General features: G+C 58.2%; 12 protein-coding genes. 4 read left to right on the top strand and 8 right to left on the bottom strand.

Annotation, left to right across the window (positions count from 1 at the left end; all coding sequences use genetic code 11):
* Position 1 precedes the first annotated feature (1 nt).
* Complete coding sequence (locus ASD46_RS06120; RefSeq protein WP_060641873.1) at positions 2-1,303, top strand: NAD(P)/FAD-dependent oxidoreductase; 1,302 nt, start codon at positions 2-4, stop codon at positions 1,301-1,303.
* Here the strand turns inward: ASD46_RS06120 and ASD46_RS06115 are convergent.
* The 7 genes from ASD46_RS06115 to rirA form a co-directional block, all read right to left on the bottom strand.
* Positions 1,300-1,788 (bottom strand): gluconokinase, encoded by a 489-nt coding sequence (locus tag ASD46_RS06115; protein WP_003514519.1) that lies wholly within the window; start codon positions 1,786-1,788, stop codon positions 1,300-1,302. The two genes, ASD46_RS06120 and ASD46_RS06115, sit on opposite strands and share 4 nt — an antisense overlap.
* Positions 1,789-1,896: 108 nt before the next feature.
* Positions 1,897-2,637 (bottom strand): ABC transporter permease, encoded by a 741-nt coding sequence (locus tag ASD46_RS06110; protein WP_035197694.1) that lies wholly within the window; start codon positions 2,635-2,637, stop codon positions 1,897-1,899.
* A complete protein-coding gene (locus tag ASD46_RS06105; RefSeq protein WP_025592120.1) occupies positions 2,634-3,572 on the bottom strand; it encodes an ABC transporter ATP-binding protein in 939 nt (312 codons plus the stop codon). The genes ASD46_RS06110 and ASD46_RS06105 overlap by 4 nt, the downstream gene beginning before the upstream one ends.
* Entirely contained in the window at positions 3,569-4,735 is a 1,167-nt protein-coding gene (locus ASD46_RS06100) for an ABC transporter permease (RefSeq protein WP_025592122.1), read from the bottom strand. The genes ASD46_RS06105 and ASD46_RS06100 overlap by 4 nt, the downstream gene beginning before the upstream one ends.
* An 85-nt stretch (positions 4,736-4,820) precedes the next feature.
* Positions 4,821-5,732: an ABC transporter substrate-binding protein gene (locus ASD46_RS06095; protein WP_013635286.1), complete on the bottom strand. Its 912-nt coding sequence runs from the start codon at positions 5,730-5,732 to the stop codon at positions 4,821-4,823.
* Between the two features lie 141 nt (positions 5,733-5,873).
* On the bottom strand, positions 5,874-6,920 hold the full coding sequence (locus tag ASD46_RS06090) for an AbrB family transcriptional regulator (RefSeq protein ID WP_025592123.1): 1,047 nt from the start codon (positions 6,918-6,920) through the stop codon (positions 5,874-5,876).
* A 170-nt stretch (positions 6,921-7,090) separates the two neighbouring features.
* Positions 7,091-7,561, bottom strand: coding sequence for an iron-responsive transcriptional regulator RirA (rirA, locus tag ASD46_RS06085; RefSeq protein ID WP_003514531.1), 471 nt, complete (start codon positions 7,559-7,561; stop codon positions 7,091-7,093).
* Positions 7,562-7,734: 173 nt separating this feature from the next.
* On the opposite strand from rirA, the gene ASD46_RS06080 reads away from it, so the two are divergent.
* Positions 7,735-8,784 (top strand): Fe(3+) ABC transporter substrate-binding protein, encoded by a 1,050-nt coding sequence (locus ASD46_RS06080; RefSeq protein ID WP_025592125.1) that lies wholly within the window; start codon positions 7,735-7,737, stop codon positions 8,782-8,784.
* A gap of 78 nt (positions 8,785-8,862) precedes the next feature.
* On the opposite strand, the gene ASD46_RS06075 is transcribed toward ASD46_RS06080, so the two are convergent.
* A complete protein-coding gene (locus tag ASD46_RS06075; RefSeq protein ID WP_003514535.1) occupies positions 8,863-10,359 on the bottom strand; it encodes a CoA-acylating methylmalonate-semialdehyde dehydrogenase in 1,497 nt (498 codons plus the stop codon).
* A gap of 175 nt (positions 10,360-10,534) precedes the next feature.
* On the opposite strand from ASD46_RS06075, the gene ASD46_RS06070 reads away from it, so the two are divergent.
* Entirely contained in the window at positions 10,535-10,849 is a 315-nt protein-coding gene (locus ASD46_RS06070) for a putative quinol monooxygenase (RefSeq protein WP_003514538.1), read from the top strand.
* A complete protein-coding gene (locus ASD46_RS06065; RefSeq protein ID WP_003514539.1) occupies positions 10,846-11,727 on the top strand; it encodes a LysR family transcriptional regulator in 882 nt (293 codons plus the stop codon). Before ASD46_RS06070 ends, ASD46_RS06065 begins: the two co-directional genes overlap by 4 nt.
* Positions 11,728-11,843: the final 116 nt, after the last annotated feature.

Raw genomic sequence — 11,843 nt, 5'->3', positions numbered from 1 at the left:
GATGGCTGAGGTGACGACTATTCCCAATCCCGGCCACACATCCTCCTGGTATGCGGCCTCCGCCAATGTCAAATCCGTGCGGCCAACGCTTAAAGGCGCAATGGAAGCGGATGTCTGCGTCATCGGTGGCGGGTTTACCGGGATTTCCGCAGCACTCGAACTTTCCGAACGCGGCTATTCCGTTATCGTGCTGGAAGGCGTGCGGGTCGGCTTCGGCGCCTCGGGGCGCAATGGCGGCCAGATCGTCAATGGCTATAGCCGCGACCTCGAAACAATCGCCAGTCGTTACGGCCACGACAAGGCGGTGAAACTCGGCGAAATGTCGCTGGAAGGCGGGGAGATCATCCGCAGCCGCATTTCGAAATACGCTATCGATTGCGATCTCGTCGATGGCGGTTTCTTTGCGGCCTTCACGACGAAACAGATTCGCGAGATGGAGGCCCACAAGGCCCATTGGGAAAAACACGGCCATGGCGGGCTTGAGATGGTCTCCAAAGCCGATGTCGGAAAATACGTGCGGACCGATCGTTATGCCGGCGGCATGATCGACCGTTTCGGCGGCCACATCCATCCGCTCAATCTGGTGCAGGGGGAAGCAGCGGCGGCCGAAAGTCTCGGTGCGCGCATATTCGAAAATTCGAGGGTCATTTCGCTGGAGCAGGGCGTAAACCCCGTCGTGCGCACGGCGACGGGCAGCGTGAAGGCGAAATATGTTCTCGTCTGCGGCAATGCCTATCTCGGCAGGCTGCTGCCGGAAATCGGCGACCGGATGATGCCGGTCTCAAGCCAGGTCATGGCGACAGAGCCGCTTGATGCCGATCTGATCGAGCAACTCCTGCCAGCCAATTATTGCGTCGAGGATGCCAATTATATTCTCGATTATTATCGCCGCACCTCTGACAACCGCCTGCTTTATGGCGGTGGTATCGGTTATGGCGGCAGCGATCCGGCGGATCTGACCGGGGTGATCCGTCCGAATATGCTGAAGACTTTCCCGCAACTGGAAAAGACGAAGATCGATTTTGCCTGGAGCGGCAATTTCGCGCTGACGCTAACGCGCATCCCGCATATGGGCAAACTGTCGGACAATGTCTATTTTTCGCATGGCGACAGCGGCCACGGTGTCACTACCACGCACCTGCTCGGCAAGATATTGGGCGAGGCCGTTGCAGGCCACGCAGAGCGTTTCGATGTCTGGAGTTCCCTGCCGAATTATCCGTTCCCGGGCGGTAAGACGTTCCGCGTGCCGCTGACCGTGCTTGGTGCATGGTGGTACGGCCTGCGCGACAGGCTCGGATTTTAAAAAATCACCGCTTTCAGGCCCGAAAGTGCGTTTGCGGTAATTTCCTCCGGCGTGGCGTCGATGCTGACGGTTACGACGCCGGGTTCGCCGGTCGGCACTTCCAGCGTGGCAAGCTGGGTCTGGAGCAGCGAGAGCGGCATGAAGTGGCCCTTGCGTTCGCCCATACGCCTGCTGAGAAGTTCCAGGCTGCCGTCCAGATAGACGAAAGCGAGCGGGCCACCGGTAGCCTCGCGAAGGCGGTCGCGATAGATTTTCTTCAGCGCCGAGCAGGAAACGACGACACCGTTATTTTCGTTTCCCTTGCGCAGTTCTGCGCCAATCAGATCGAGCCAGGGCCAGCGATCTTCGTCGGTCAGGGGAATGCCTTCTGACATTTTGTCGACATTGGATTTCGGGTGAAGCTTGTCGCCCTCAATAAAGGCAATGCCCAGTTTTTCCGCCAGTTCCTCTGCGACCGTGGACTTGCCAGAGCCGCTCACTCCCATCACGACGATTGCCTTTGTCACCCGAACCTCGAATGTTTCTGTTTCGACGGTCAGCCCCTAACATGCGCGGCGGATGTCGGGAACATAAAAATGAGGAGCTTGCATTTGTCAGTGCCCGGTTTTGCGGGCCGCTGCCTTTTCCAGTGCAGAAAAGCTGGCGTGGATCAGGATTGCCAGCACAGCGACGATCAATCCGCCCTGAAGGATGAAGGCGAGATTGTTGGATTGCAGGCCGGCGATGATCACCTCTCCGAGCGTGCGGGCCGCGACCGTGGAACCGATGGTTGCTGTCGAAAGGCTGATCACTGCCGAAAGCCTGATGCCTGCGAGGATCGCCGGAAGGGCAAGTGGCATCTCCACTTTGACGAGCCGTTGCCAGCCGGTCATGCCGGCGCCCTTTGCGGCATCCATGACGGTTGGCGGCAGCGTGGTCAGCCCTGTCAGCGTATTTTCGAAAACCGGTAGAAGCGCATAGAGAAACAGCGCAATGAGCGTCGGTTTCTCGCCAAAACCGATCATCGGCACGGCAAGCGCCAGCACCGCCACCGGCGGAAAGGTCTGGCCGATATTGACGATGCTGCGCGACAGCGGCAGAAAATCCGCGCCGAAAGGGCGGGTGACGAGAACCGCAAGGGCTCCCGCCACCAGCGTGGCTAGCCCCGTTGCGATTGCGACAATGGTCAGATGCGACAGTGTCAGGGAAAGCAGATTGGCCTGCGTGTAGATCGCCGGCGCGTTGGTCTGCACAAGAGGGCGGAATATCGGTGCGAAAACCTGCGGCGCCGCGAGAAAGGCCATCAGCGCCAGCACCAGAACCCCGGGGGCGAAAAACGAAGCGGCATTTTTCATGGGGTTCCGGTAGCCCGCTGGAGCAGAACATCGCGCCGCACGATACCTGCGGGTTTGCCATCGTCTTTCAGCACCGGCAAGGTATCGCAGCCCGCCCACAACATTGCAGACAGGGCGTCGCGCTGGCTGGTATGTTCATTCAATGGTTCGCCTTCAGCGCTTCCCGGCTCCACGACGTCTGCAACCGACAGGACGGATAACAGTTTCAGGGCGCGCTCGTTTTCGCCGATCATGGTGCGGACGAAATTCGTTGCCGGTTTCAGCACCAGCTCGGCCGGCGGGCAGTCCTGAACAATACGGCCCTTGTCCATGACGGCAATACGATCCGCCAGGTGAAAGGCCTCGTCCATATCATGCGTGACAAGAACGATGGTGACACCGAGCTTCTTCTGGATATCGAGAAGATCGTTCTGGGCCTTGGCGCGGATAACCGGGTCCAGTGCACCGAAAGGTTCGTCCATCAAGAGAATGTTCGGTTCTGCTGCAAGCGCGCGCGCCACGCCGACACGCTGTTGCTGGCCGCCTGAAAGCTCATGCGGAAAGCGGTTGGCATAAAGCGCCGGATCCAGCTGGAAGAGCTGCATCAGCGCGTCGATTTTCGCATCGATGCGCTTGCGGTCCCAGCCGATGAGCTGCGGAACCGTCGCGATATTCTCCGCCACGGTGCGGTGCGGGAACAACCCATGGCCCTGAATGGCATAGCCGATCTGACGGCGCAGCTTGTAGCCCGGCATGGTGCTCACATCGTCTCCGTCGATGCGGATAGTGCCGGAGGTCGGCTCCACCAGCCGGTTTATCATGCGCAGCAGCGTGGTTTTTCCCGACCCGGAAGTGCCGACGATGACTGTGACGGTGCGCGGCGCCACAGTCAGGGAGACCTGGTCGACCACGACCGTATCGCCATATCGTTTCGTGATGGTGTCGATCTCGATCATGCCTTTTGCCTTCCGCCTGCGCTGAAGAGATTGCTGTCGATAAGGGCGTCGAGCGTAATCGCGGCGGCGAAGCCGAGCAGAACGGTCGGCACGGTGCCGAGCAGTACGAGGTCCATCGCGGTCTGCCCTATGCCCTGAAACACGAAAACGCCAAATCCACCGCCGCCGATCAGTGCTGCGATGGTCGCAAGTCCGATATTCTGCACCAGCACGATACGGATGCCGGTGAGGATGACGGGCATGGCGAGTGGAAACTCCACCCGCAGCAGCCTTTGCAGAGGCGTCATGCCAAGCCCGCGCGCGGCTTCCCGCACTGCCTGCGAAACGCCGGACAGGCCGACCACCGTATTGGAGACAACGGGCAGCAGCGAATAGAGAAATAGCGCCACGAAGGCCGGCGCCATGCCGATGCCGGCGATGCCGATCTTCGCCGCACCCGGCACATTGGCTGCCATCCATCCGAGTGGCGCGATCAAAAGGCCGAAAAGCGCGATGGAGGGAATGGTCTGGACGATATTGAGAGCGTTCAGTAGACCGGAGCGCAAACGCTCGACCTTGTAACAGAGAATGCCGAGCGGGATACCGGCGAGGGTGGCTGCAACCAGCGACCCGATGGCAAGTTCCACATGCCGCAGTGCTTCGGTCCAGAAGATATCTGCCCGGCCGGTATATTCCTTGATGATGGAGAGATCGTCCCAGAGGCCGCTTGTCAGGACCGCCGCAAGCGTCCCGGTTGCCACCAGCAACAGCAAAATCCGCAAAGTGGGTTTCGGCTGGAGACGTGCAATGCAATCGGCGGCAAGCAATGCAAGCCCTGCAAACATCAACCAGAAACCGCTGGCGGGCGAAACGCGGGCAAAACTGTTGCCCTCAGGTGTCAGCGCAGACGCCGCCTGCCCGACAAAGATCGCCAGTGCCGCGAGACCGACCAGCGCAGCGGCGAGTTTCAGGTGCGCCGGAAACCGGAAAAAGGCGATGAAGGCGGCGACAATAATGATGGCGACGAGGAGGGTAGCAGCAGCAACCGGAAGCGCTTCGAAGATCGTTCGCGTTTCACCCTGAATGATCCGGTTAGCTCGGAATGTCATGAAGGGGGACGCTGCAAGCGCGTAGAGAAGCAGGCACGAAATCAGCACGCCTACCTTGTCAGGCCATTTCGTCAAATTCCGCTCCCCCGGATCATAGGTTCGGACGGGATGGTGAACCTCACATGGTTTCCGATATCCCGCCCCAACGGTTCTCTGGCAATTACTTGAGGAAACCGTTCTTCGTCAGGAAATCGGTCGCAACTGCCTTGGCCTGTTCGCCCCCCACCTGCACGCGGGCGTTCAGCTCCTGCAAGGTTGCCAGATCCAGTTTTTCGAAAACAGGTTTCAGCAATGTCTCGATATTGGGGTTCTTTTTCAGAACTTCCTCGCGAATGATCGGCGCGGGCTGGTAGACGGGTTGCACATGCTTGTCGTCCTCAAGCACGACAAGACCGGACGGCGCTATGCCACCATCTGTGCCATAGACCATGGCCGCATTGGCATTGTTCGTCTGATTTGCGGCGGCAGCGATAGTGGCAGCCGTGTCGCCACCGGAAAGCGTGATCAACTGATCCGGCTTCATGGTAAAGCCGTAGGTGGTCTGAAATGCCGGCAGGGCGGCTGCGGAATTGACGAATTCCGAGGAGGCGGCAAGAACCACCTCACCGCCACCGGCAATGTATTTGCCGAAATCCGAAAGCGTCTTCAGATTGTTCTTGTCGGCAACATCCTTGCGCAGCGCAATCGCCCAGGTGTTGTTTGCGGGCGATGGTGTCAGCCAGACGATCTTGTTGGCGTCATAGTCGAGTGTCTTGGCTTCCTGGTAAGCCTTGGCGGCATCTTTCCAGAGCGGGTCGTCCGCCTTGGAGAAGAAGAAGGCGGCGTTGCCTGTGTATTCCGGATAAATGTCGATCTCGCCGGCAGTGATCGCTTTTCTGACGACCGGGGTAGCGCCAAGCTGGATGCGATCCGTCGTCTCGATATTGTTCTTGTTCAGCACAGCGAGGATGATGTTGCCGAGAACGCCACCCTCCGTGTCGATCTTAGACGACACCACCACCTGCGCCTGAGCAAAGGAAACAGAAAGGGCAAGCGCAAATCCGGCGCCTGTCAACATCATCAAGCGGTTCATGAATAGTCCTCCGGTGGGTCAGCCTGTCGAACACGCGAAAAATCGCCGCCGCAATTGCGGAGAAACATGAACGGCCAGAGGAACAAATGGTTGCAACGCCATTGGCGTTTTTTACCTGAATGGCGAGGGCGCTGGCCCGGCTTAGATTTCGCCGTCCCGCTTGCGTGCATCCTTGCCCATGACGAGCGGCATGAGAACCGACAGGAACAGAAGTCTGAGAACGTGATGTGACCCGACATAGGCGGTATCGGCATGCATCATCACGGCCATCGCCGCCATGGTTTCAAGACCGCCCGGCGAATAGGCGATCATCACCGCATTGAGCGGAACGCCTGTAATGTTGGAAATCATCCAGGCGATACTTCCGGCGATCACCATCACGGCGATGGTGACGACGAAACCCGCCACAAAGCCTTTTCGCACATCCATCAGCGACACATTCGAAAAGCGCGTGCCAATGAGACAGCCGATCAGCACATAGACCGGCAGGCTGAGCCAGCTCGGAACGCCGCCCTCGGTAAGGCCGGTAATATGGGTGCCGATGGAAACCGCGACGCCGCCCAGCAGCAGGGCTGCGGGAAATCTCCAGCGAAGGAACAGCCATCCCATCGCAAGCGACGCGCCAATGGTCAGGGCCAGTGTGAACAGACCCATCGGTGGATTGGCGATGAGCGGTTCCGTGCTGACGAGATCAAAATATTCAACAATCAGCGGCACGGAAAGCGTCAGCGCCAGCACCCGCACGCTTTGCACGATGCTGACGGTCGCAAGGTCGCTTTTCGTCTCGGCGCCGAGGCTGATGATATAGCTGAGGTGCCCGGGCGAAGCGCCCAGCATTGCCGTCGTCCTGTCGTATCCGAAGCCGTAATGCAGGATCCAATAGGCGACATACAGCATGATGACGACAGCAACGAGCACGATGACGAAGCTCAATGGCCATGTCTTCGCGGCATCGATCACCGACGGCGTTACGCTTGTTCCCATCGAAATGCCGACCACAACGAAACAGGCATTGCGGATGAAGGCGGGAATCCCAAGCTTCACGCCCGCCAGTCCCGTAATTGTCACGGCGAGCGCCGGACCGGACAGAAACGGCGCTGGAACGTTAAGGAGACTGGCAAGCAGCGCACCCATGCTGCCGACGAGCGCGGTAAGTGCAAATGTATGGAATTCAGGCTTGATGATCATTGCGACGCTGGCTGATTGCTTCAAAAAAGCTCGCGACCAAATGCGCCGCTTCGTCTCCTGGCGTCAACACGCTCGACCAAAAATATTGCATTTCCGAAGTATTCTATAAAAGAAAAGCCCGTGACCTGCGGACACGGGCTAGCGCAATTGTTGCTTGGGCAATGGGATGATCAGGCGGCCGGCAAGGCGGCGATCTTCGGCATTTCCGTGTCGATGCCGAGCAGGAAGTTGATCTGCGGCCGCGCCTTGACGAGATCGTCGATGGAATATTCCGCCAGCACATCGAAGAAGGCATTGAGCGCCTTGCGAAGCGCCGAGTTGAGGCCGCAGCTATCCACAAGCGGACATTCGACAGCACCGTCCTCGAAGCATTCCGCCATGGCAAAACTGTCCTCGGTCACCTTCACCACGTCAAACAGGCTGATTTTCTCAGCGGGTTTACCAAGACGCACGCCGCCGTTACGGCCGCGCACGGTTTCCACCAGACCGGCCTTGTTGAGCGGCTGCAGAATTTTGAAAAGGAACAGCTCAGATACGCCATAAGCCCTGGCGATCTCCGGAATGCGGCTCAACTTGCCTTCATTTGCGGCGCAATACATCAACATGCGAACGGCATAGTTGGTCTGTTTGGTCAAACGCATGCTGGTCTCCTAACTCTCAATGTGGAGTTATATAGTCTCTTTTTCAGTTTAGAACAATTCCAGAAACTGAAAAAACTGGCAGCCATCCGATATTTCTCGGACAGCCTTGTTGACCGCTTTGATGATTCATGAACAAACAAGTCAAGAATCTGAATGTAATGGAGGCATTCTTAATGGCAAGCTTGAAATCGTGTTTTTCCGCTGCCGTTTTTTCGGGTCTGACGATCCTCTCGGCCGCGCCCGCTGCTTTTGCGGACGGCGAGGTGAACGTCTATTCCTACCGGCAGCCCGAGTTGATCCAGCCGCTGCTCGATGCCTTCACGAAAGAAACGGGCATAGAGGCCAACGTTCTCTTCCTCGACAAGGGTCTGGTGGAGCGTATTCAGGCAGAAGGCGTCAATTCGCCGGCCGACGTGCTGTTGACGGTCGATATCGCCCGGCTTGTCGAGGCGAAAGAAGGCGGCGTTACACAGCCAGTGCTGAACGATCCCGTCATTGAAAAGGATATCCCGGCCAATCTGCGCGATCCGCAAGGCGAATGGTTCGGCCTGACGACGCGTGGCCGCGTGGTATATGCCTCAAAGGAGCGGGTCACCCAGAAAGACATCACCTATGAGGAGCTTGCCGATCCGAAATGGAAGGGCAAGATCTGCATTCGCGACGGCCAGCATTCCTACAATATCGCGCTGATCGCCTCGATGATCGCCCATCATGGCGTCGATTATACCCGGACATGGCTGACCGGCCTTAAGAACAATCTTGCCCGCAAGCCTGATGGAACAGACCGCAGCCAGGCCAAATCGATCTTTTCCGGCGAATGCGATATCGCGCTCGGCAATACCTATTATGTCGGCCTGATGCTGACCAACGACCGCGAGCCGGAGGAAAAGGTTTGGGCGGGATCGGTGCGGGTGATCTTTCCCAATGCGGGAGATCGCGGAACGCATGTGAATATTTCCGGCATGGCGCTGACCAAATACGCACCCAACAAGGACAATGCGCTGAAGCTGATGGAATTCCTGGCATCGCGCGAGGCGCAGGAAATCTATGCCAAGCAGGTCTTCGAATACCCGGTGCTACCCGGCGCGGAGCCTTCCGATGTCGTGAAGGGCTTCGGCCCCATCAATCCGGACAAGCTGCCACTGACGGATATTGCCGCCCACCGCAAACAGGCATCCGAGCTTGTGGACGAAGTGGGTTTCAACGACGGCCCGACCAATTGATGCCGTTTACACACCTGTGACCGGTTAGGATACCGGCGGGTCAATCGCCCGCCGGTTCATTGTTTAGAGACGCATTGCTTACTTCATCGTCGGCATGACGAATTCGGCACCCGATTTGATGCCGGACGGCCAACGCGAGGTGATCGTCTTGGTCTTCGTCCAGAACTTGATCGAATCCGTTCCATGCTGGTTGAGATCGCCGAAGCTCGAGGCCTTCCAGCCGCCGAAGGAGTGGTAGGCGAGCGGAACAGGGATCGGAACGTTGATGCCGATCATGCCGATATTGATGCGGCTGGCGAAGTCACGCGCAGCATCGCCGTCACGGGTGTAGATCGCAACACCGTTGCCATATTCATGCTTCATCGGCAGTTCCAGCGCGTCTTCGTAGTTCTTGGCGCGAACGACGGAGAGAACAGGTCCGAAGATTTCCGTCTTGTAGATGTCCATGTCAGGGGTGACGTGGTCGAACAGGCAGCCACCGACGAAATAGCCGTCTTCATAACCCTGGAGCTTGAAGTCGCGGCCATCGACCAGCAGTTTCGCGCCCTGCTCGACACCGCTGTCGATCAGACCCTTGACGCGCGTTTGCGCTTCCTTGGTAACGAGCGGGCCCATATCGGCCTTGTCGTCGGTGTAGGGGCCGATCTTCAGTGCTTCGATCTGCGGGATGAGCTTTTCAACGAGACGGTTGGCCGTTTCTTCGCCAACCGGAACCGCAACCGACACAGCCATGCAGCGTTCGCCGGCCGAACCGTAACCGGCGCCCATCAAGGCGTTCACGGCCTGATCGAGATCGGCATCAGGCATGATGATCATGTGGTTCTTCGCGCCGCCGAAGCACTGTGCGCGCTTGCCGTTCATGGCGGCAGTACCGTAGACGTAGCGGGCAATCGGCGTCGAGCCGACGAAGGAAACCGCGCCGATATCCGGATCGGTCAGGATGGCGTCGACAGCGCCCTTGTCACCATTGACGACGTTGAGGATGCCAGCCGGAAGACCTGCCTCGATCATCAGTTCGGCAAGGCGGATCGGCAGGGACGGATCGCGCTCGGAAGGCTTGAGGATAAAGGCGTTGCCGCAGGCGATTGCCGGCGCAAACATCCACATTGGGATCATCCCCGGAAAGTTGAACGGCGTGATGCCCGCACCGATGCCGACCGGCTGGCGGATCGAATACATGTCGATGGCGGGACCTGCGCCCTCGGTGAACTCACCCTTCTGCAGATGCGGAATGCCGCAGACGAATTCGCAGACTTCGAGGCCGCGCACGATATCGCCCTTGGAATCTTCGACGGTCTTTCCGTGCTCGCTGGAGAGCAGCACCGCCAGTTCATTCATGTCGCGGTTCAGAAGTTCGACGAACTTGAAGAAAACGCGGGCGCGGCGCTGCGGGTTGGTGGCGGCCCACTTCGGCTGTGCCGCTTTTGCGCTTTCCACGGCAGCGCGCAGCTCGGCGTCGCTGGCAAGCGCGACAGTCGCCTGCACTTCGCCGGTTGCCGGGTTGTAGACGTTAGATGTGCGGCCACTGGTGCCGGACACATGCTTGCCGTTGATGAAATGACCGATTTCCCTCATGGGGCTTTCCTCCGCGATTTTTTGATGGGTGCAGCATTGCACTTGAATTTGTACAAATCAATGAACTCAGATAAGAAACCGTTGTGCGTAAATTAAAGCAAGGCGAGTATTTTGAGGGTGGCGGCGGATTTCCGACACCCACACGTTCGCCGGTCAACAGAAGGTCAGAAGCTTGATGAGCGATGAACCAGTCGTGCGGATGGCTGAAATCCAAATCGATCCAACCCAGCTGGATGCCTATCGCAGACTGCTTGCAGAAGAGATCGAAGCTTCGGTCAGCCTGGAAATTGGTGTGCTTGCATTAAATGCGGTGGCAATTAAAGGCAGCCCGGAAAAGATTCGCATCCTCGAAGTCTACGCGGACCGGGCGGCATATGAAGCGCATCTGCAAACGCCGCATTTTCTGAAATACAAAGAGAGTGTGGCAGGAATGGTGACGTCGCTGACCTTGCTTGATGTCGAACCCATAATGCTGCGCAGCAAACCATGAATTGGGATGACGTCCGCATCTTCCTCGCCGTTGCCCGCTCCGGGCAGATCCTTGCCGCATCGAAACGGCTCGGCCTCAACCACGCAACGCTTTCGCGACGATTGACGTCGCTGGAGCAGGCACTGAAGACCCAATTATTCATCCGCCGGACGAACGGTTGCGAACTGACCGAAGAAGGTCAGCTGTTTTTGGGCGCCGCCGAGCGCATGGAAACCGAAATGCTGAATGCGCAGGCAAATCTCGGTCGTGTCGATACGGCAGTGGCGGGAACGGTGCGCATCGGCGCGCCCGATGGTCTCGGGGTTTCTTTTCTTGCGCCACGGCTTGGCCGGCTGACCGCGCGTTATCCCGACCTAAAAATCCAGCTCGTGCCGGTTCCGCGCTCCTTTTCCCTGTCGCAGCGAGAGGCCGATATCGCCATCACCATCGAGCGGCCGGAACAGGGTAGGCTGATGTTTTCCAAGCTCACCGACTATTCGCTGGGGCTTTACGCATCAAAGTCCTATCTCTCCGAATATGGAACGCCGGCGGATGTGGAAACACTCAAGCGCCATCGGCGCATCGGCTACGTCGAGGATCTGATCTTCTCGCCTTCTCTGAACTATACCGGCGAGATCATGCGCGACTGGGACGCCGCCTTTGAAATATCCAGCGCCACCGGTCAGACCGAGGCGGTGCGCTCGGGCGCCGGTATCGGCATCCTGCATAATTACATTGCCGGACAATATCCCGAACTTCTGCGGATCATGCCGCATATGAGCATAAGCCGGTCCTATTGGACGGCCTATCACGAATCCGCCCGTCAGTTGGTCCGCGTGCGCACGGTGGTCGATTTTCTCCAGGAACTCGTTGCCGAAGAGAAGCGCATGTTCGCGTGACATCGAAATTGCCGATTTATTAGTACTATTAATACGCGAGTCCTCCCGCTTCGGGCTTGACAAACGAGGGCTGGCTGAACGACCAATGCAGCCATTGGGAGAGAACGGAACCTGAC

It is taken from the genome of Rhizobium sp. Root491 (genome assembly GCF_001427205.1).
GTDB lineage: Bacteria > Pseudomonadota > Alphaproteobacteria > Rhizobiales > Rhizobiaceae > Agrobacterium > Agrobacterium tumefaciens.
Note: the sequence above shows the minus strand (reverse complement) of the source record. Positions and strands in the feature narration are given on the sequence as shown.

What these genes read in the sequence shown, in the direction of transcription:
- ASD46_RS06080 (WP_025592125.1), top strand. Translation starts at nt 7,735, where the DNA reads ATGGCAAGCTTGAAATCGTGTTTTTCCGCTGCCGTTTTTTCGGGTCTG.
- ASD46_RS06105 (WP_025592120.1), bottom strand. Translation starts at nt 3,572, where the DNA reads ATGATCGAGATCGACACCATCACGAAACGATATGGCGATACGGTCGTG.
- ASD46_RS06095 (WP_013635286.1), bottom strand. Translation starts at nt 5,732, where the DNA reads ATGAACCGCTTGATGATGTTGACAGGCGCCGGATTTGCGCTTGCCCTT.
- ASD46_RS06115 (WP_003514519.1), bottom strand. Translation starts at nt 1,788, where the DNA reads ATGGGAGTGAGCGGCTCTGGCAAGTCCACGGTCGCAGAGGAACTGGCG.
- ASD46_RS06090 (WP_025592123.1), bottom strand. Translation starts at nt 6,920, where the DNA reads ATGATCATCAAGCCTGAATTCCATACATTTGCACTTACCGCGCTCGTC.
- ASD46_RS06070 (WP_003514538.1), top strand. Translation starts at nt 10,535, where the DNA reads ATGAGCGATGAACCAGTCGTGCGGATGGCTGAAATCCAAATCGATCCA.
- ASD46_RS06065 (WP_003514539.1), top strand. Translation starts at nt 10,846, where the DNA reads ATGAATTGGGATGACGTCCGCATCTTCCTCGCCGTTGCCCGCTCCGGG.
- rirA (WP_003514531.1), bottom strand. Translation starts at nt 7,561, where the DNA reads ATGCGTTTGACCAAACAGACCAACTATGCCGTTCGCATGTTGATGTAT.
- ASD46_RS06110 (WP_035197694.1), bottom strand. Translation starts at nt 2,637, where the DNA reads ATGAAAAATGCCGCTTCGTTTTTCGCCCCCGGGGTTCTGGTGCTGGCG.
- ASD46_RS06075 (WP_003514535.1), bottom strand. Translation starts at nt 10,359, where the DNA reads ATGAGGGAAATCGGTCATTTCATCAACGGCAAGCATGTGTCCGGCACC.
- ASD46_RS06120 (WP_060641873.1), top strand. Translation starts at nt 2, where the DNA reads ATGGCTGAGGTGACGACTATTCCCAATCCCGGCCACACATCCTCCTGG.